Source organism: Asaia bogorensis NBRC 16594 (genome assembly GCF_001547995.1).
GTDB classification, from domain to species: domain Bacteria; phylum Pseudomonadota; class Alphaproteobacteria; order Acetobacterales; family Acetobacteraceae; genus Asaia; species Asaia bogorensis.
The window spans coordinates 1,817,852-1,838,081 of record NZ_AP014690.1 but is presented as its reverse complement, the minus strand read 5'-3'; the positions used below and the strand labels follow the sequence as shown (position 1 = coordinate 1,838,081).

Sequence of the window (20,230 nt, the reverse complement as noted above, 5' to 3'; positions counted from 1 at the left end):
TCAGCTTCGCCGGCAGAGCGGCACGTAGTCACGACGCGCCTGGCCCACATAAAGCTGGCGCGGGCGTCCAATACGCTGGCCGGGCTCTTCGATCATTTCGCGCCACTGACTGACCCAACCTACCGTACGGGCCACGGCGAAAAGCACGGTGAACATCGAAGTCGGGATACCCATCGCCTTCAGAATCAGCCCTGAATAGAAATCGACATTGGGGTAGAGGCGGCGCTGCACGAAATAGGGATCGTTGACGGCAATACGTTCGAGCTCGGCAGCAAGATCGAACATCGGATCGTGCTTGAGCCCAAGCTCTGCCACGACCTCGTGATAGGTCTGCTCCATGATCTTCGCACGTGGATCGAAGTTCTTGTATACGCGATGGCCGAAGCCCATCAGCCTTACGCCGCTCTCACGGTTCTTCACCTGAGTGATGAAGGCCGGGATGTTTTCCTTCGATCCGATCTGGGAAAGCATGCCCAGAACGGCTTCATTGGCCCCGCCATGCGCAGGCCCCCAGAGCGCTGCGATACCGGCTGCGATACAGGCAAACGGGTTCGAGCCGGTCGAACCAACGAGGCGTACCGTCGAGGTCGAGGCATTCTGCTCGTGATCGGCATGCAGGATCAGGATACGATCGATGGCGCGGGCCAGAACCGGGTTGACCTTGTAGTCGGCGTTTGGCTTGGCAAACAGCATCTTCAGGAAGTTTTCCGAGAAGGTCAGGCTGTTGTCAGGGTAAACGAATGGCTCGCCCACCGTGTATTTATAGGCCCAGGCAGCGATGGTTGGTACCTTGGCGATCAGACGGCGTGTGGAGAGGTCACGCGAGGCTTCGTGGGAGATATCCACGGCATCGGGGTAAAAGGCCGACAGCGCAGCCACGGTACCGCACAGGATGGCCATTGGATGAGCGTCGCGGCGGAAGCCATTGAAGAAGTTGCGGATCTGCTCATGCAGGAGCGCCTGCTCCTTGAGGTCGTGCTGGAACCGATCGTAATCCGCGCGGTTCGGAAGCTCGCCATAGACCAGAAGATAGGCTGTTTCAGTGAAACTGGCCTCGGTGGCGAGCTGCTCGATGGGGTAACCCCGGTGCAGCAACACGCCCTCATCACCATCAATGAAGGTGACAGCACTACGGCAGGAAGCCGTCTCACCATAGCCGGGATCGAAGGAGAACATCCCGGTCTCGGCTGTGAGTTTGCGGATATCCACCACATCGGGGCCCATCGTACCCTTCATGATGGGGAATTCGGCAGAGCGCTCGCCTATGCTGAGGGCCGCCGTTGCGGAGATAGGTCCGTTAGTGTCGTGTTCAGCCATAGGAAATGCCTTACGAATTGTGCCGGACGGGGGCAATCAACATATGGGTGATGAGCCTTGCGGATGGAGCACCGCACCAAGGCCAGCCGTGTTGGGAGAAAGACCAGCCCAGTCAGACGCCACGGTGAAACGGGTGGCTGTACCAGGCTCGTAGGATTTCATCAGGTCACGCGCGATTGGGCCATCAACAGCATTGCTGGCCAGGTGGCGGCATGTCTCGGCGATACCCGGGTTGTGCCCCACGATGATCAGGGTCGTGATGGCGCGAGGTGTCTCCCGGAGCAATTCGAGGATTCCGTACAGGTCGAGATCATACAGCGCATCGAGACCAAGCATGACGCTTGAGCCTGGCAGGGATTGCATGATGGACGACGCTGTCTGGGTCGTTCGGGTGGCAGTACTATGCCATAGATGCGTCTGCTCGAGCGGGATATCGAGCGCTGCGATTTTGTGCCCCAGGCAGAGAGCATCATGCTCGCCTGCCGGCGTCAGGACACGTTCGCGGTCGCTGCCGCCGCGCATTTCAGGTGCAGCCTCAGCGTGTCTGGCGAGGATGAGGTGATGCACGGTCATGCAGGCTCCGTCATTCAGCGCGGGCTGCGCCCGGCGATTGAGTCATGATGACGGATCACTTCCTTGATGATGAAGGCAAGAAACTTTTCTGCGAAGTCGGGGTCCAGACGTGCTGACGAGGCAAGCTGACGCAAACGTTCGATCTGCCTGGATTCGCGTGATGGGTCGGCAGCGGGCAGGCCGGCGCGGGCCTTGAGTTCACCCACGGCCTGGGTCTGCCGGAATCGCTCTGCCAGCATGTGGATCAGGGCGGCATCGATATTATCGATACTCTGCCGATGCTGTTCGAGGAGAGTACGGGTTTCGGTTTCAGACATCGAGATCAATCCAGGCAAGATGGCCGCCTTTGCCGGCGCCAAGGTCGGTGAATATCGCACGCCCACCGTTACGCCCATCGCGTATCCAGGGGCGTCCGTCGGTCGAGCGTCGGTCATGGCCGCAATAGACGACATGGCCTGCGGGAATATGGTCGATCCAGCGCAGACGTCGCTCGGGATAGCCATCCGGCTGCATTCTTCCCGTGGTCTCGCCAAAGAGCGCGCGCGACAGCAGCGAGCTCATGCTTCCGAGTGCGGGTGGGGGCGCTTCCACAAGCATGTCGGTGTGGAAGCCGCCATGGACGAAAATTAGCTTGTCGTGAATGATCCAGGCGGGTGCGGTAGCGATCGCCTCATAGGCGCGCTCACGCAGCCCCGCCTGAACGGGCCCGGAAAGCTGATGCAGTGTCTCCTCCAGAGGGGGATCACGGCGCAGCCTACGCCCCTCGAGGGCTCGACCGAGCTTACGGTCATGATTGCCAAGGATGAACAGGCCGCGACCATCATCAATCAGGTCAAGCATGAGCCTTAGCGTGCCTGCGCTGTCAGGACCATGATCGACCAGATCGCCCAGCTGGATGATGAACCGGTCGGTGGCGACCGCATGTTCAAACGCAGTCAGGTCTCCATGCACGTCTCCCACCACGCGTATGCCGCGACCGGCACTTAGCCTGGACAGGTCGGGAGGAGGGGGGGGAGAAAAGGTAATCGTCGGGGCCTTTCAGTGCTCTCACATGTCGAAACTGCCAGTATGAGCTGCATCTGGCGAAAAACACAATGAAGACATGGTTATAACCGATCGCTGTCAGGACGCCACAGCCACGGTGCCGCTTTCTGCAAAAGCGGCAGCCAGCGACAGATCCACCGAAAGCACCTGACTGACGCCACGCTCCTGCATGGTCACACCGAACAGCCTGTCCATATGGGCCATGGTCAACTGGTGATGGGTCACGATCAGAAAGCGTGTCTGGGCTTCCTCGGCCATGTCCTTGAGCAGACCGCAGAGGCGCTCGACATTGGCATCATCCAGCGGCGCATCCACCTCATCGAGGATACAGAGCGGTGAGGGCTGACACCGGAAGGTGGCGAATATCAGTGATAGCGCTGTCAACGCTTGCTCACCGCCAGAAAGCAATGAGAGGGTCGACAGCTTCTTGCCCGGTGGCTGCGCAAAGATTTCGAGCCCCGCCTCGAGAGGATCATCACTGCCGACGAGACCCAGATGCGCCTTGCCGCCATTGAACATACGGCTGAAAAGCGACTGGAAATGGCGGTCCACCTCAACGAATACCGCCTGCAGGCGCTCGCGCCCTTCCTTCTTGAGGGCATTGATTGACCCACGCAGGCGCTGGATGGCGGAGGTCAGCTCCTCATGCTCGCGTGTCAGATGGTCGGATTGCTCCTTGGCCTGCGTGTATTCCTGCTCGGCCAGAAGATTGACCGGCCCGAGGGCCTCACGGTCTTTATGGGCGCGGGCGAGCCGCCGTTTGAGCGTCGTTTCGCTTGCCTCGGTGAGGGGGATATCCGGGGGTGACTCCGGCTCGACGAGCGGTGTTTCGGCCAGTTTCTCATGCTGCGACAGTGCCTGGGCGAGGCGCTCCTGCAACCGGATGGCGTTCTCGCGGGCGTGCGCTCCGCGTTGCTCCTCCTCGCGCTGGCTGTGCGCCAGATCCTGCAGGGCCGTATCGAGCTCTGTCAGCGCAATAATAGCCTGTTCGTGCTCCTGCTCGGCGTTTTGCAAGGCGGTCTGATGGGTTTGCAGCGCTTCATCCTGCGCGGCTCTCTCAGCAGCACTACGGGAGATCTCCTCGTGGCTGAGTGTCAGACGCTCCTCAAGACGGGAACAATCGTCGCGCAGGGTCTCACCCTGTGCGCGCGTTTCACCTAGCCTGAGCGCGATGGCGTGCTTCTCCTGCGTCGCCTGATCCAGCCGTGACTGGGCCTCCTGCACCTGCGTTCTGGCGGCGAGGTCGCATTCGCGCTGATCGGCCTCGGCGGCCAGCGCCGCGCTGAGCTCAGCTTCAGAGGGCGCGAGATCCGGGATCGGTGCCAGAGCTTCCTGTGCTTGCGTTGCCCGCGCGAGTTGATCCCTGACAGTGTTCTGGCGTGGGGTCAGGGCCGCAAGGCGGCTGTTCAGGCTGAGTTTGAGGTCACGGCGCGTCTGAAGTTCGCGGCTGGAATGGCCGATATCACGGCTGAGGGTTTCGAGCCTTGTCTTCAGTATGGCGCGTTCCCGGTCACCGGTAACAAGAGCACTCTTGCACTGTTCAAGCACCGTGCGGGCAGAGGCCAGTGCTGCGTCGTGATCGTTTTGCGAGAGCGCCTGACGCTGACCGGCCACGTCATCATGATCAGCACGCGCCTGCTTCAGCACGGCGCCGATTGTGGCGAGCTTGGCGACGCAGGAATCGTTCTGCAGGTGTTGCCTTGTCGCATCCTGCTGTGCGTTCGTGTAGTCGGTCTCAATCTGGCTCGCAGCGGCAATAGCGGCTTCGGTCACGCTGCGCTGCCTGGAAACATCGCCATTCAGGATGTGCAGGGCCTCGTGCAGTTTAGCTTCATCGCCCAGCGCCTCAAGGCCTATCACGGCGTTGCTCAGGCGGTCACGGGTCTCGTCCCGCTGGATTGTGGTCTCGGTGCTGTTCTGATCGATCTGGGCAATCTGCCCGGCGAGCCGGTCCCGACGATCGAGCAGGTCGGTCTCGGCCTGTTTCAGAGCGCTCAGGGTTTTTTCCTCGCGTTGTACCGTCTCGCGAAGGGTTGTCAGCTTTGCCGCTTGATCGGCCTCCTGATCATTGAAGGAGCCAAGCGTTGCCCGTAGGGCAGGAATGGCAGCCTCCGCGGCAGCAATCCGGGTATCCAGATCCCGGAGCGCGGCCAGGTGCTCGACCCGGCTGAGGGCGTTCGAGGGCAGGTTGGCCGCTTCCCGATAGCCATCCCAGCGCCATAGGGCACCCTCGCTTGTGACGAGACACTGACCGGGGAGGAGACGCGTCTGAAGTGATTCAGGATCATGCGTGCTATCGATCAGGCCGACATGATCGAGGCAGCGCCGGAGCGCTTCAGGCGCCTTGATCAGGGCTGAGAGCGATGTGCAACTAGCCCCGAACTGAGCCGGGGTCAGCGGTGGAAGCGCCTGCCATGCGCGGCTCTGAAGTGTGTCCAGCGAAGCCTCGAGCGTTTGCCCGAGGGCCGCAGCAACGGCGCGCTCAAGCCCCGCGGGAATTTCCATTTGCGCCAATGCAGGGTCTGGAAGGGCATCGTCGGGCGTATTGGCCTGCAAGGCATCACGCCTCGCCACGAGGCCGAGATGATCGGCGCTGGCAAGGCGGAGGGCATTCTCGGCCTCGTCCCGCGCCTGCTGCGTATCGCGCCGCACCTGGCTTATCGTCTCAATTTCGGAAGTCAGGGACGACAGCGCGTGTTGCGCGGCCTCCCGGGCTTCAACGGCGTGACTGATAACAGCATCGTCGGGCATATCGCGGCCGAGAGCCTCCCGCCGGGCGATAAGGGTCTCGAGAGACTGATTAAGGCGCTCAAGACTCTGGCGGGCCTGATCGCGGTCTTTCTCGAGAAGCTCCCGCTGCCGGGCGATGCTGCGCGCCTCGGCTTGCTGGGCGCTGAGCTGTTGCTCGATCTGCGCAAGAGCGGAGCGGCTCTCTTCTGCTTTCGCTCTGGCGACATCCCGCGCGGTCAGTAGGGTGGCGGCCTTGGTATCGAGCGCGTTCAACGCAGCGTCATCAAGCCGGGCGGCTTCGAGGGCTTCCAGTTCATTCTGGTGCGTTGCGATCTGCTGGGCGAGGTTGTTTGCCCTTGAGGTCAATCGCGCAAGCATCTCGCGATTTTCGCGAGCTTCCCTCTCGATTCGGGCCAGATCCTGTTCGGCTTTGGAGGTGTTGACGAGTTGTTCCTGCCTGAGCTGCGCCTGCTGCTGGATTTGCTGGTCGAGAGCGGTTCTCTCCTGACGCTGCTCGTCCAGTCGCCGGGCAAGTTGCTCTAGCGCCGTCTCATCGGGAAGCTCATCCCGGAGTTCGGCTATCGCCTTCGCGAGCGTTACCGATTCACCCGTCAGGGCTTCAACGGCCTTTGCGGCAGCTTCATGCTCCAGTGTGAGGGCCTGAGCGGTCATGCGCCGTGTGGTCAGCTTGTCAGTCAGGGCCAGCCTTGTCTGCTCAAGGCGGGACAGGAGTTCGGCGCTTTCCTGAGCGGCCTCGCGCAGGGTGGCGAGCGTATCGGGCAGCTCGCCCAAGGTGACGGCAAGCCGTTGCTCTTCCTCATTCAGCAGCGCCTCACGCTGCGTGAGTTCCTCCAGTCGTTTCAGGGCCAGCTGGTGATCGGCTTCCATCTGCTCGTGGCGCTGGGTCGTCTGCTCGTGGCGCGCCTGGGCCTGCGCCATGGCCTCGCGGGTCGATTCGCTGATAACGCGCAGCCTGTCGCGGGTGGTACGCAGGGCGTCGGTATGGTCGCGCAGGGCGAGCAGGCGTTCGCGCCCTGCTGCGCCCTGCTGCCCTGCCTCATCGGCAGCGCGCGCCGAAGCGTCACGGGATTTTTCCGCCGCCTCAAGCTGCTCCCGCGTGCGCTCGACAAGCAAGGCGGCCCGACGGTGTATGAGCCAGGAGAGGGTCAGTTCATCTGTACGTATCGCTTCGGAAAGGCTGCGATAGGCTCTTGCCTGAACCGATTGCGCATCGAGTGTGGCCAGCCGCGTCTCGATCTGCTGACGCAGGTCCTCCGAGCGCTCCATATTGCCTTCAGCCTGCCGGAGCTTGATTTCAGCATCATGGCGCCTTGCATGAAGACCCGTTATGCCCGCAGCCTCTTCAAGGAGCGATCGTCTTTCTTCGGGCTTGGCGCTGATGAGCGCGCTGACACGGTTCTGGCTGACAATGGAGGAGCTGCGAGCCCCCGAAGAGAGGTCGGCAAACATCGTGGTGATGTCACGTGCGCGCAGGGCGCGCCCGTTGAGGCGAAACTCACTGCCCGATCCGCGTTCGGCTCGCCGGGTGATTTCGAGACCGTCTGTTTCGCTGAACGGGGGTGGGGCGAGACCCTGTGCCTCATCCAGCCACAGCGTAACCTCGGCGAGGCTGCGGGCCGAACGTGCGCTCGTCCCTGCAAAAATCAGGTCGTCGAGTTCGCCGCCGCGCAGGGCACGGGCGGAACTCTCGCCCATCGCCCAGCGCAGGGCCTCAACGACGTTGGATTTGCCACAACCATTCGGCCCCACGATACCGGTGAGGCCAGGCAGGATGTCGATTGTGGCTGGATCGGCAAAACTCTTGAAACCCGCTATCCGCAGGCGCGTGATCTTGGCTGACATACGCGAAAAGCGGGGTCCTCTGTTTAGCCGCCGGCTTTCTTGACCTCGGCCTCGAAGGCCTCATAGGTCAGAAGCTCCTGATTATAGGGCTGTTTGTTGAACATGAAGAAGGGCGTGCCGCCGATATTGTATTTTGCCTGATCGGCATCCTGCTGGGCGACCAGCGCCTGGCGGAATGTATCATCGGCGTCAATCTTCGCAAATTGCTCAGCCGAAATGCCTGCGAGCGCAGCCATCTGCTGGATCTGCTGCTTGGGGTTCACATCCCGTGCAAAAGCCCAGCGATCTTGGCTTGAGAGCATCGAATTGACGAACGGCACATAGCGATCGACAGGCAGCGAACGCGCCACCATCGCCCCAAGCAGGGCGATCTGATCGAGCGGGAAATCGTGATAGATGTAAAACACCTTGCCGGTATCGATCAGGTTTTTCTTAACATCCTGAAAAACCGTCATCTCGAAATGGGCACAATGGGTGCAGGTGAGGGAGAACCACTCATTGACCGTGACGGGCGCCTTGGGGTTGCCAAGGGTGCGCGGGGTCAGTCGGGCATCCTCTGCGCGGGCCTTCGGCATGAGGGCGAGGGCGGGCATGGCTGCCAGGAAACTGCGCCGGTACAAAGACATGAAGAACTCTCCCCGTGAATGATACCGAAGTTTTGAAGACCGGAAGCCCTCTCCGCGTCAAGTGTCCCGCGCGACGGCGCGCCGGACATCATGACACGAAATAGGGTGCGGGGTTCAGCGTTTCTCGTCGCTGTGGTGGGGCGTTGGATTGTCGCTACGGACCCAATCGGGCGGCACGCGCATCCGGAGCGCCCGGATATGGCGTGCATCGGCATCGGTCACACGAAAGACAAGGCCGCTTTCATGGGTAAAGACCTCACCGCGTATCGGCACATGCCCGGCGAGACGAAAGACGAGACCGCCCACGGTTTCGATTTCCGCCTCACGTTCCGCTTCGGTCAGCACCGGCCCCATGAAGCCCTCGAGTTCATCCACAGGCAATCTGGCATCAAGGTCGAAGGACCCATCGGCACGCTCTGAAATCATGGCCGAGACTGGCTCGTCATGTTCGTCCGAGATGTCGCCCACGATGGTCTCCACAAGGTCCTCGATGGTGACCAGCCCATCCACGCCGCCATATTCGTCGATGACGAGCGCCAGATGGGTGCGGCGCTGACGCATCTGCAACAGCAGATCCAGCACAGGGATCTGCGGCGCTACCAGCAGGGGCTGGCGCAGAAGGGGCTCGATATCAAACGCCTCCGAAGTGCCGATATAGGCAATAAGGTCCTTGACGTGAATCATCCCGATGACGTTGTCGAGATGCTCGCGATAGACCGGCACGCGTGAATGGTTTTCACGGCGCATGAAGTCCAGCGCTTCATCCAGCGTGATATCCGCTGACATCGAGACGATATCGGCGCGGGGTACCATGACGTCATCGGCGGTTTTTTCGCGCAGATGCAGCACATTGGTGATGAGTGCACGTTCCTGCCGATCCAGCTCCGGACGGGTGCCCGCTTCGGGGTGGGGGGCAGCTGCCTCTTCCACAAGAGCCGCAATCGAAAGTCGCAGCCCTTGTTCGCGCCCCTTGCGATTGAAGATGCCGAACAATCCCTTGGCCGGTCTCTGGCGATGGTCGTCGCTCTCGCTCATGCGCCGCGCCCTCCGCCCATGCGCCAGGGATTGGGAACACCGAGACGGGCCAGAATGCGGGATTCCGTCATTTCCATTAGCCGCGCCTCATCGGGGCGGTGATGGTCGTGACCCGCGAGGTGCAACAAGCCATGAACGACGAGATGCGCAAAGTGATGCGGAAATTTCTTGCCGCTTGCCTTGGCCTCACGACGGACGGTCTCGTAGGCAAGGGCTATGTCGCCATCGCCAAACGCACCGTTCTCCTCGAAGGTCAGGACATTGGTCGGCTTGTTCTTGTCACGGAACGTCGCGTTGAGTGCCTTGATGGCGTGGTCCCCCGCAAGAAGGAAGGCTGGAACACGGTCGCGGTCAAGCCACGGCCAGCTTGCCTCAAGGCAACGGGCGACGAGCGCTTCCAGATTGGGCACGCTGGCACGCCAGCGGCGATCGGCCACGATCAGATCAAGACGTGAACGAAGGGCCGCCCTCGTGATAGAGGACGGCTCTTCGGCGGATGGGGTCAGACTACTTCGAGGTTCCATTGTATTCCCGGCGCGACCTGCCTCGGGAATAGTCCCGTGCCGCAGCCACTCGTTGATCATAAGCGTCCACAATACGTGCCACCAGCGGGTGACGCACGACATCGGCGGACTCGAAACGGGTAATACCAATTCCCGGCAAGCCTTCAAGGGTCTCGACCGCTTCACGCAGCCCCGAAGCGACGCCCGACGGCAGATCGATCTGGCTGAGATCGCCGGTAATGACCATGCGAGCGCCCTGACCCATGCGGGTCAGGAACATCTTCATCTGGGCCGGGGTGGTGTTCTGGGCCTCGTCGAGAATGACAAAGGCATGGGCGAGGGTCCGGCCACGCATGAACGCAAGCGGCGCCACCTCGATTTCGCCATTGGCCATCCGGCGGGCGACCTGATCACCCGGCAGCATGTCATTGAGCGCATCGTAGAGTGGGCGCAGATAGGGGTCGATCTTCTCCCGCAGGTCGCCAGGCAGGAAGCCGAGGCGCTCACCAGCCTCGACGGCAGGGCGGGAGAGGATGATCCGGTCCACCTGGCCTGCCTGAAGCATGGCAACACCCTGCGCCACGGCCAGATAGGTCTTGCCGGTACCGGCCGGCCCGATCCCGAATGTCAGTTCGGTCTTGGCCAGCATCTGCATATAGGCGGCTTGCCCGCGCGAACGCGGCGCAATGGCCCCGCGCTTGGTCTTGATGGCCGGCAGGTCGAGGAAGGGCGCTGGTCCCTCGGTCTCGTTGCGTGGCAGTTCGGCTGCTGATGCCTCGTTCTGGCGGGGCGCGTTTCGGGGCTCCGCCGCGCGGGTGGGCCGCGGCAGGGCAGACAGGCGAATGACGCTGTCGACCACGGGGCCGTCGATCTTGCCGCCATGCTCAAGCTGATTATAGAGCGCGGTAATAGCGGCCTGAGCGCGAGCGACAGAAGCCGCTTCACCCGTGATCGCAATCTTGTTGCCGCGGCACGTCAGGCGGACATCGAAACCCTGTTCGAGCCTGATGAGATGGCGGTCGTGATCGCCCAGAAGCTGCTGGAGGAGAATGTTATCTCCGAAACGCAGCGCCGAGGTGCGGTGTCCCTGTTCGTGAGGAGGGGTTTCAGGCGGGAGGTGCCGCCTGGAGTTACGGTCATTGGTCCCGTATCCGGGATGCGACTGGGGTGCCGTGGGGTGGCTCAAGCGCAGACTCTCTCCCGTAAGAGTATACCAGCCAGCGAATTTGTGAGACGCTGGGTTATCACAACCGGCACGGTCTGACCGATCAGGTCATCGGTCCCTTCGACATGAACCGGTTGCAGATAGGGTGAACGTCCGGTGATCTGTCCGGGTTTGCGGCCGCGCCCGGTAAAGAGCACCGGCAGTGTCCGGCCAACCATATCGGCGTTGAAGGCGTCCTGTTGCTCACGCAGCAGGGCCTGCAGACGTTGCAGACGCTCGTCCTTGACGGCCTCTTCAATCTGGAAGGGCTGGCCGGCGGCAGGCGTGCCGGGGCGCGGCGAATACTTGAACGAAAATGCCTGGGCGAAACCGATATCGCGCACAAGCTGCATCGTCGCCTCGAAATCCTCTTCCGTTTCCCCCGGATGGCCGACGATAAAATCGGAAGAAAGAGCAAGATCGGGACAGGCTTCACGCAGCCGCGCAATCAGCGCGCGGTACTCGTCGCCCGTATGACCGCGGTTCATGGCCTTGAGGATACGATCCGACCCGGACTGCACAGGCAGGTGAAGGAAAGGCATGAGCGCAGGATTGTCACGATGCGCGTCAATCAGGGACTGGTCCATGTCGCGCGGATGCGACGTCATGTACCGGATGCGTTCAAGGCCGGGCAGTGCCGCTAGGGCTTTCGCAAGGCGTGGCAGATCGGCCGTGCCACCTTCGCCATCATCGCCGTGATAGGCATTCACGTTCTGCCCGAGCAGCGTGATCTCCCGGACGCCGCTCTCCACCATACGGCGCGCCTCGGCCAGCACGGAAGGGAGGGAACGGCTTGTTTCGGCGCCGCGTGTATAGGGCACGACACAAAAAGAGCAGAACTTGTCGCAGCCTTCCTGAATGGTCAGGAAGGCCGTCAGGTTTCCTTCCACCTGAGGGGCAGAATCCTGCGGCAGGAAGTCGAACTTCATTTCGACCGGAAAATCCGTATCGATCACGGCACCGCCAGCGCGGGCGGCACGCGCGACCATCTCGGGCAGGCGGTGATAGGTCTGCGGGCCGAGAACGATATCCACGTAGGGTGCGCGGGCGAGAATTTCCTCGCCTTCCGCCTGAGCCACGCAACCGGCAACGGCGATGATTGAGCGGCTGAGCCCGGCGGTCTCGCGTTCTTCGCTGATCTTGCGCAGGCGGCCCAGCTCCGAGAACACTTTCTCGGCAGCGCGCTCGCGGATATGGCACGTGTTCAGAATGACCATCTCTGCCTGTTCAGGCGTGGTCACCGGCTTGAAGCCGAGCGGCGCAAGCACGTCGGTCATGCGCGCGCTGTCATAGACATTCATCTGACAGCCCCAGGTGATGACATGCAGCCCACGCGCGTTGGTCTGGCTGTCGTTCTGCGCGGGGAGAGTGCTGTCGGTTAAAGTCTCGACGTTCACGTATCCTAACCTTTGGCCCTGTGGTCCGCTTGTATCGGCAACGATAGGAGAGCACGCACCATTTTAATGCGGGGGCTGTCCATCAGGCGAAGCCGATCATTTCGATATGTCCTTCGCGCTTTGTAGCGCAAGGTAGCGGTAAATGCATGGCTAATATTCACGCGCTGTGTTGCGCAGCGATGCAGGGCGCGTATGCCAGCCGTGCCATGCGTCCTGTTACGACGGGGTGTGAGGGCGCGGCCCACCTGTTTCAGTGCTGCACCGGCTCCGGGTGCTCGGGATTATGGTGCAATTGTGCCACGCCTCGCGCCACGATCTCCTGAACCGCAGTCGAGAGCTCCTTGCGGCTCGGGTAATCCGCCGGATCGACAGGGGGGTGCAGGATCACGGTGGCTCCCAGAGAGCGCCACTGCGTGACGGACCAGATATGGGGTGCAAGGTCCATATCGCCGTACCAGGCCAGCGCTGTGCGCCGTGCGCGACCTATCGGCAACCCATTGAGTTGGTCATAGACAATCGAGACAGGCTGGATCAGGACGGAAGGCGGCGTTGGCAGGGTCGTATCGACCCGGCTCGGCTTCGCGATGGCGAAAAAGGACGACATGAAGGGCAGCACATGCGTGCCGTCAGTCGAGGTGCCCTCTGGAAACAGGATCAGATTGTCACCATTGTTGAGGCGGTCGGTCATCGCCTGCAATTCGCGACCCGTGTTGTTGCGCTGACGGCTGACGAAGATCGTGCGGCCGAGACGCGCAAGGGTACCGATCACGGGCCAGTCGGCAATCTGTTGTTTGGCGACAAAAACGGTGGGCAGGATGCCGCCGGCGACAGCAATATCAAGCCACGAGGAATGGTTCGCGACGAAAATAACCGGACGCTCGCCGTTTTTGACGGCAATACTGTCGCGTATCGTTCCGACAGGTTCACCAACAACCCGAACATGCATGCCAAGAATGCGGCAGATGGTTGCCCAGTAGAACCGTGCAAAAACGATCTTTGCCGCACCTTGGCGCTTGAGCAGGATGCGCTGCGGGACACTGGCAACGAGCGTCCATAAGCAAGACAGACCCATGCGACGTATCGCGCGGAGCCGGCAAATCATACCTTTCCCCGATGCACGCTCCTTAGGGAGGGCAGGTTCAAGCGGAGCGGTCCAGGAGTCGGGGCCGGAAGCGTCACTAGCAGGACGGCGGCGCGTAATCGCGTCTGTCATTGCCTGATACCTAGCGTGAAACGGTCAAGCCGGACAACAGCCATCCGGGATCGATTTTATTAAGATTGAACGAAACGCGGGGGCGAACGCTCAAGGAGAATGGTCCCGCATTGGTTTTGCGCTGCACAGTGCCTTTTCTTGCCGGCTCTCCCGTGACATGATCCTGACACGGTTTTCTGCCACTGAATTCAGGATTTCAGCCTGCAGCAGGAGTTCTATTGCTGTCGTTTTACCGCGCTTCCCGCCTTTCTCGTCACTCTGAAACCGGGGTCAGGCGGTTACGGCCTGAGCGAACGCCTGCCCTGTGTTTTATCGTTTCTGCGGCCACTCTAGCGGCCTTCGGGCAGCCAGACAGCGCTCTTGCAGCCCACAAGGATAAAAGCGCAGGCAAGAATGGCGAGCCTGACACGGCCTATCAGGTGGAGATTACACCATCGAGCGACCCGGAACTGGACCCAATGGTTCAGGCGGCCTCGACACTGATTTCCCTGCAAAAAACGAAGGCTGTCGATCCCTACGCGCTCGCAGGGCGCATCCGTGGCGATTATGATCGTGTGCAGACAGCACTGGAGAGCCGCGGCTTTTACGCGGGCAAGGTCGTGATCAGCGTCAAGCTGCCTGACGGACAGACCATCGATGGTCGCAATCCGGCATTGCCGGACCGCCTTGCGGCGCTGCACAGCCAGGGCAGATTGCATATCACGATCAAGCCCGAGACGGGGCCGCAATTTCATATTGGCAAGATCACGCTTGTCAGCGGTCCTCTCAATGACGGATTACCGCATGATGCGGGAGCGGCCGATGCGCAGGGGCAACACGCACCACCGTCCGGCACCGGTAATCCCGGGGATAAAGGGGCGGTACAACAGGATGCTGCGTCGTCACATGGCGCGCGGCAAGGGACTGCGTCGGTCAGAAAACCTGTCGCACCTGGCGCGGCGACGGCAGCGCGTGCCATGACACCTGCTCCGGTTACGCTGAGTGCCGAGGAGCAGAAGGTTTTCGGCCTGGAGGCCGGACAGAAGGCCATTGCCGGTGATATCCTTGCGGCCCAGTCCTCGCTGCAACATGTTCTGCTTGAGGAAGGTCATGCTCAGGCGAGCGTTGCGACACCACTGGCCTATCTAAGACCTGCTACGCATACGCTGGACCTCGAATTTGCAGTTGGCACGGGCCCGGTCGTGGATATCGGCCCGATCAGCTTTGAAGGGCAGAAACGCACGAGAGAGGCATTTCTGCGTCGTCGTCTGCTCATTCGCGAGGGTCAGCTTTATCAGCCCAGCAAGATTGAGGAGGCCCGACAGGATCTGGCCAGTGTCGGGATCTTTTCTTCCGTCGGTGTTCACGATGCACCACCACTGGTGGCACTGGCGCGCGGAAAGGCGACACCGGGCGTATCGCAGGCCATGCCGCTTCGCTTCACATTGGATGAGTCACGGCGGCATACGGTTTCGGCGCAGGTAGGCTACTCAACCGATCTTGGCGGGCGGGTCGGTGCAAGCTGGACGCATCATAATCTTCTGGGTGCGGCAGAGCGTTTGCGTCTGACGGCACTCGTCACGGGACTGGGTGGGAGTGCACAGCAAGGGCTCGGCTACGATGTCTATGCTGACTTCCTCAAGCCGGATTTCATGCGGCGGGACCAGAATCTCAGCCTGCGCGTCGAAGGCATCCGTCAGCTCCTTTATTCCTATCACCAGACCGCGTTGCTGGTGCGTGGAGGGCTGATCAGAAAGCTCAGCCGCTACTGGAACGTGTCTGGGAGCGTTCTGGCCGAGCAGGAAAACATCAAGCAGTTTGGCGTCTCGACCGATTATCTGATCGTGCAGCTGCCGCTCGGCGCCAATTATGATTCGACCGAGCTTGCCAACCCGATTGATCCTGCCACGCATGGGATCAGGGCGAACGTCAATATCACGCCCTCCGAATCACTCGAAAGCGGCAGCACATTTTTCACAATCATGAGTGCCGGCGCATCGACCTATTTCGACCTGAACCGGATCGGGCTGACGGCCCCTGGGCGTTCGGTTATCGCTGTGCGTGGAATTGTCGGTTCAGTGCAGGGCGCATCGACCTATCAGATTCCGCCTGATCAACGCCTCTATGCTGGTGGACCTGCAACCGTGCGTGGCTTTCGTTATCAGGGTGTCGGGCCGCAGAACGGTAAATACGGCATTGGTGGAACCTCGCTCGATGCCGGGACGGTGGAATATCGGCAGCGTATCCTCAAGAGCTTCGGAGCCGCTGCGTTTGTCGATGCCGGTCAGGTTGGCGTCGGAAGTCGTCCGTTCCAGGGGAAGCTCAGGGTCGGTTACGGCGCGGGTGTCCGCTACTACACGCCGATCGGCCCTGTGCGTCTCGATATCGCCCTGCCAGCCAATCGACCGCCCCACGGTGACAAGTGGGAACTCTATATTGGTCTCGGGGAGACGTTCTGATGATCCGCTTTCCCCGACGCAGGACCTCGCACGCGACCGCTACGGCCTCGCCTGATGCGGATAGGGCACAAAACACCAGACCCCGCATGTCGCGCACGCGTCGTATCCTGCTGTGGGTGGCCGGGCTGGTGGTTGGTGTGCCCGTGGCGCTGGTCACGATTGCCCTCGTCGCCATACTGGTTTTCGTCAACATCCCTTATGGCCAGCGCGTCATCGAGCGTCAGACCGCGAGCCTGACTGGTGGGATGGTCCAGTTGCAGGGGGTGGGTGGCTTCATTCCATCGCGCCTGCATATCAGGCGGATCACACTTCATGATCATCTTGGCCCCTATCTGACTGTCGATGAAGCGCGGCTCAACTGGTCGCCACTTGCGCTTATCCATATGACGGTGCGCGCATCGCTCCTGCGGGCTGCTTCCCTGCGCTTCGAGCGTCTGCCCGTATCGGACCCGTCCGCACCTGCTCCAGCGCCCGCATCGAACGAGCCGTCCAGTCTTCACCTCGGTATTGCGCTTGCCCGGCTCGATATCGGCCGTATTGATCTGGGCAAGTCTCTGGCAGGTTTCCCGCTGAGCGCCTCGGCACAGGGCCATCTGACACTGGCAGATCTTGCACCCGTGCTCGACGGGCTACAGATCGGCAAATTGCCGAAGGCCGATCTGGGGCTCGATATCAGGCGTCTGGATCGTCCGGCGAGCATAGTGGTATCGCTGGCGACACCACGCGATGCGATCAACCTTCATCTTCGGGTCCAGGACGGCGCGCATGGTCTTGTTGCGCAGGCTGCGAAGCTCGATGAACTTGACCCCCTGACACTCACGCTCGACCTCGACGGACCTGTCCGGGCGAATGATCTCAGACTAGCTCTGCAAGCCGGTGCCGTGCGGGCCGATGCGCAGGGCAATCTCGACCTCGCTCATCATGTCGGTACTCTTGGGCTTTCAGCCTCCACGCCCGTCATGAAGCCTGTGGCAGGTGTTGCGTGGTCCAGCATAGCCCTCAAGGCTCATCTGCGCGGAGATCTGCTCGCGCCATCTGGGGATGGTACACTCGACATCGACGCATTGACCGCTGCCGGGGCAGGCGTCAATCATCTGGCCCTGCGTTTTGCTGGCGATGAAGGGCAGGGGCCGAAGGCGGCGAGGATAAGGCTCAATGCGCATGCGGACGGTGTCCGGGCGCCGGGTGTGCCTGCCGGGTTGCTGGCGCAAGCCCCGATCGACGCGGTTCTCGACGCGGCACCGGAGAAGGCGACGCAGCCATTCTCGCTCACGGTCACGCATCCGCTGTTCCAGATCAGCACAACAGGCACGCTGAAACCCGATATTGCCGGGGCGCTCGATCTCGTGCTGCCCGATCTCAAACCGCTGGCCGCCATCGGCAAGCTCGACCTGGCCGGGCACAATGTTGCGCATCTCGACTACACCTATAGACCTGATGGCAATTCCCATATCGCGCTGCGTGACAAGCTCGCGATCACAGGAGGGATGAAGCAGCTTGTGGCGCTGCTGGGTGCCGACACATCGCTTGGGCTCGATGCCACGATGGTCTCCGGGCCGAACGCCGCACGCCAGGTCAGGATAGAAGCGCTCACTCTCGATGGTCGCGCCCTTCATCTCCATGACGAAGGCTCGATGACGTTGGGAGCGCAGCCTTCTATCGTCAATGAGCTTTTGCTGGCCCTGCCTGATCTCAAGGCGGCGGCACCTCAGATGCATGGCCATGTGGCCTTGACGGCGCATAGTGATGGCCCGCTAAATGATCTTGCGGCCAAGCTGCAGCTCAAGGGAGAGATCGGTGCCAGCGCTGTCCCTTCCGGCCCGCTGACCCTTGACCTTGCCTTGCTTCATCTCCCTTCCGCTCCGGAAGGGACATTGCATGCCGATGGCAAGCTCGATGGCCGAAAGCTTGCGATCGATGCAGGTTTTGGCCGCCACAAGGACGGAGAGGTGGAACTCGATCTGACGGCGCTCGACTGGGCCAGTCTCTCCGGCAAGGGGCATCTGACATTGCCCGCCGGGGCTAAACTGCCGCTCGGCAATCTGGCTGTCATCGCGGGTAATCTCAACGATTTCTCCGCGCTGGCCGGAAGAAAACTCGGGGGACGGCTCGTGCTCGACCTCAAGACGAGCGATCCGACGCCCGAAACGCCTCCTGTTCTGACCGTGTCGCTCAAGGGGGGCGTGCAGGCGGATCCGGCCCGCATCGGGACGCTCGATCTGGCTGGCACGGTGCGTAATCCCGTCGACAAGCCGGATATGGACCTCAGGCTTGCTGTGAGCAGCGTTGCCTTTCAGGAGATGAGGGGTGGGGCGACCTTGTCGGCACGGGGTACGCTCGATGCGTTGGCGCTAGCCGCGAAAGGCAGCTTCGACCATGTGCTTGGGGCACCTGCGACGCTGGATACAGCCCTCCTGCTCGATCTCCCTGGCAAGATCGTCCGGCTCGATCGTCTGTCTGCGCTCCTCAAGGGGGAGACCCTTCGAAGCGCCGGTGTGAGTACCATCAGCTTTGGCGAGAAGACCGGCGTGGATCGTCTGCAAGTCGCTGTAGCACCGTCCGGCGTCGCGCCCGCGACACTCGATCTGTCCGGTACGATCAAACCGCGTCTGGACGTGCATCTGCGTGTGGCCCGTGTCACGCCGGCGCTCGCCAAGCCATTCATGCCGACACTGGATGCATCCGGTACTCTTGCCGCGCAGGCGGATCTCAGTGGTGACCTGTCGCGTCCTGCCGGAACGGTCGGCGTGACCTTGTCCGGCCTTCATATGCTCAGCGGGCCGGCTGAATCGTTGCCCGCGCTGAACATGCAGGCCAATGCGACCCTCTCTGGACAGCGGGCGCAGATCAATGCGAAGGCCGACGCCGGGCGTCGCATCAGTCTGCGTGTGGCGGGGAGCGTGCCGACAGGTGGAGCAGGAAATCTCGATCTGAAGGTCAATGGCGCGGTGGATCTGGCGGTTGGCAATGCCGTGCTGGGTGCACAGGGTATGGCCCTGAGTGGCACGTCAAGGATTGATCTGGCCCTTGGGGGTGCGGTGTCGTCTCCCTCCGCGACAGGCCGGGTCACCCTTGAGGCGATCAACTTTGCCCATTACGGGCAGGGCGTACGCCTGACCGACATCAACGGCGCAATTATTGCCGCCAATGATACGCTTACGTTGCAGGATGTTCTGGCGCATGCAGGCAAGGGCACCATCGCCCTGTCAGGGAGTGTCGGCGTGCTCCGTCCTGGATTGCCGCTTGATATCAAGGTCATTGCCCACAAGGCTCAGCCCATCACAAGTGATTTGCTGACCGCCGTAATCGATACGGATGTCAGGGCCCACGGTCAGCTCTCTACGCGCCTCGATGTCGATGGCACCATTCGTTTGCCCTCCGTGATTGTGAATATTCCCAATTCAATGCCCGCCTCGGTGCCGCAGCTTACGGTGATACGCCCCGGCGAAAAGCGCGAAGCCACGACACGGGCCATGATCATTGGGCTGGATCTGAACGTGATCTCACCCGGCAGCTTCTTCGTGCGGGGGCATGGTCTCGATGCGGAGATGTCGGGCAAGCTCCATGTCGGGGGCGTAAGTACTGCGCCGGATATTTCTGGCGGATTTGATCTCAAGCGTGGCTTCTTCAACCTTGCCGGCGTCAATCTGAACTTCACCAAGGGGCGTGTGGCTTTCGATGGCTCGGGCGTGGATCACAAGCTGGATCCATCGCTCGATTTCCGGGCCGATCGCAATGTGCAGGGGACCGTGGCAAGCCTTGTGGTGGGGGGCTATGCAAGTGCGCCCAAGATCGACTTTACATCGCAGCCATCGCTCCCGCGGGATCAGGTATTGGCCATGCTGCTTTTCGGCAGTTCGACGGCCTCGCTCTCACCTACCCAGCTGGCCAGCCTGGCGGCTGCGGTCGCCCAGATCAGCGGTGGATCGAGCTTCGATCCGCTCGACAAGGTTCGCGGGTTTCTGGGGCTTGACCGTCTGGCAGTGGGCGGCGGCAGCGGGGTGAATAATGGCGGTGCGAGCCTTGAGGCCGGGAAATACGTCATGAAAGGCGTTTATGTCGGGGCCAAGCAGGCGACGAGCGGTTCGGGAACGCAGGCGCAGGTTCAGGTGGATCTGACCAAGAGGCTCAAGCTCAACACGACGGTTGGCACAGGAGGACAGATCACCGGCTTCACCACGCCGGAGAATGATCCCGGTTCGAGTGTCGGGCTCAGCTATGGTTTTGACTACTGAGCCGATGTTACGTCCCGGTTGGCGCTAGAGGAGGCGACAACCGGGCAGCCAC

The 20,230-nt window shown here is 61.5% G+C and carries 13 protein-coding genes; 2 read left to right on the top strand and 11 right to left on the bottom strand.

All coding sequences use genetic code 11. The annotated features are described in order from the left end of the window. The 11 genes from Asbog_RS08220 to Asbog_RS08170 form a co-directional block, all read right to left on the bottom strand. On the bottom strand, nt 1-1,317 hold the full coding sequence (locus Asbog_RS08220) for a citrate synthase (RefSeq protein ID WP_023978726.1): 1,317 nt from the start codon (nt 1,315-1,317) through the stop codon (nt 1-3). A gap of 36 nt (nt 1,318-1,353) precedes the next feature. Then, nucleotides 1,354-1,890, bottom strand: a complete 537-nt coding sequence (locus Asbog_RS08215) for a SixA phosphatase family protein (RefSeq protein WP_062164765.1) — start codon at nt 1,888-1,890, stop codon at nt 1,354-1,356. A gap of 14 nt (nt 1,891-1,904) precedes the next feature. Then, on the bottom strand, nt 1,905-2,207 hold the full coding sequence (locus Asbog_RS08210) for a chorismate mutase (RefSeq protein WP_023978724.1): 303 nt from the start codon (nt 2,205-2,207) through the stop codon (nt 1,905-1,907). After that, a complete protein-coding gene (locus tag Asbog_RS08205) occupies nt 2,200-2,916 on the bottom strand; it encodes a metallophosphoesterase (protein ID WP_371861649.1) in 717 nt (238 codons plus the stop codon). The genes Asbog_RS08210 and Asbog_RS08205 overlap by 8 nt, the downstream gene beginning before the upstream one ends. Nucleotides 2,917-3,012: 96 nt before the next feature. Beyond that, nucleotides 3,013-7,527 carry a coiled-coil domain-containing protein gene (locus tag Asbog_RS08200; protein ID WP_062164763.1) on the bottom strand — a complete coding sequence of 1,505 codons (4,515 nt, stop codon included), beginning with the start codon at nt 7,525-7,527 and terminating at the stop codon, nt 3,013-3,015. A 23-nt stretch (nt 7,528-7,550) separates the two neighbouring features. Next, entirely contained in the window at nt 7,551-8,153 is a 603-nt protein-coding gene (locus Asbog_RS08195) for a thioredoxin domain-containing protein (RefSeq protein ID WP_062164762.1), read from the bottom strand. A 114-nt stretch (nt 8,154-8,267) separates the two neighbouring features. Continuing rightward, on the bottom strand, nt 8,268-9,188 hold the full coding sequence (locus Asbog_RS08190) for a hemolysin family protein (RefSeq protein WP_062164761.1): 921 nt from the start codon (nt 9,186-9,188) through the stop codon (nt 8,268-8,270). Further along, nucleotides 9,185-9,625: an rRNA maturation RNase YbeY gene (ybeY, locus tag Asbog_RS08185; RefSeq protein WP_231944541.1), complete on the bottom strand. Its 441-nt coding sequence runs from the start codon at nt 9,623-9,625 to the stop codon at nt 9,185-9,187. Before ybeY ends, Asbog_RS08190 begins: the two co-directional genes overlap by 4 nt. Nucleotides 9,626-9,695: 70 nt before the next feature. Continuing rightward, on the bottom strand, nt 9,696-10,760 hold the full coding sequence (locus Asbog_RS08180; RefSeq protein ID WP_062165784.1) for a PhoH family protein: 1,065 nt from the start codon (nt 10,758-10,760) through the stop codon (nt 9,696-9,698). 113 nt (nt 10,761-10,873) lie between these two features. Then, entirely contained in the window at nt 10,874-12,292 is a 1,419-nt protein-coding gene (gene miaB / locus Asbog_RS08175; protein ID WP_083510786.1) for a tRNA (N6-isopentenyl adenosine(37)-C2)-methylthiotransferase MiaB, read from the bottom strand. A 250-nt stretch (nt 12,293-12,542) separates the two neighbouring features. Further along, nucleotides 12,543-13,364, bottom strand: coding sequence for a lysophospholipid acyltransferase family protein (locus tag Asbog_RS08170; protein WP_231944540.1), 822 nt, complete (start codon nt 13,362-13,364; stop codon nt 12,543-12,545). A gap of 599 nt (nt 13,365-13,963) precedes the next feature. On the opposite strand from Asbog_RS08170, the gene Asbog_RS08165 reads away from it, so the two are divergent. Further along, on the top strand, nt 13,964-15,943 hold the full coding sequence (locus Asbog_RS08165) for an autotransporter assembly complex protein TamA (protein ID WP_083510785.1): 1,980 nt from the start codon (nt 13,964-13,966) through the stop codon (nt 15,941-15,943). A gap of 86 nt (nt 15,944-16,029) precedes the next feature. After that, nucleotides 16,030-20,178, top strand: coding sequence for a translocation/assembly module TamB domain-containing protein (locus tag Asbog_RS08160; RefSeq protein WP_062164759.1), 4,149 nt, complete (start codon nt 16,030-16,032; stop codon nt 20,176-20,178). Nucleotides 20,179-20,230: the final 52 nt, after the last annotated feature.

Bases quoted from the DNA above. Each gene is read 5' to 3' on its own strand.
- Asbog_RS08220 (WP_023978726.1), bottom strand. From the start codon at position 1,317: ATGGCTGAACACGACACTAACGGACCTATCTCCGCAACGGCGGCCCTC.
- Asbog_RS08215 (WP_062164765.1), bottom strand. From the start codon at position 1,890: ATGACCGTGCATCACCTCATCCTCGCCAGACACGCTGAGGCTGCACCT.
- Asbog_RS08210 (WP_023978724.1), bottom strand. From the start codon at position 2,207: ATGTCTGAAACCGAAACCCGTACTCTCCTCGAACAGCATCGGCAGAGT.
- Asbog_RS08200 (WP_062164763.1), bottom strand. From the start codon at position 7,527: ATGTCAGCCAAGATCACGCGCCTGCGGATAGCGGGTTTCAAGAGTTTT.
- Asbog_RS08195 (WP_062164762.1), bottom strand. From the start codon at position 8,153: ATGTCTTTGTACCGGCGCAGTTTCCTGGCAGCCATGCCCGCCCTCGCC.
- Asbog_RS08190 (WP_062164761.1), bottom strand. From the start codon at position 9,188: ATGAGCGAGAGCGACGACCATCGCCAGAGACCGGCCAAGGGATTGTTC.
- Asbog_RS08170 (WP_231944540.1), bottom strand. From the start codon at position 13,364: ATGGGTCTGTCTTGCTTATGGACGCTCGTTGCCAGTGTCCCGCAGCGC.
- Asbog_RS08165 (WP_083510785.1), top strand. From the start codon at position 13,964: ATGGTTCAGGCGGCCTCGACACTGATTTCCCTGCAAAAAACGAAGGCT.
- Asbog_RS08160 (WP_062164759.1), top strand. From the start codon at position 16,030: ATGTCGCGCACGCGTCGTATCCTGCTGTGGGTGGCCGGGCTGGTGGTT.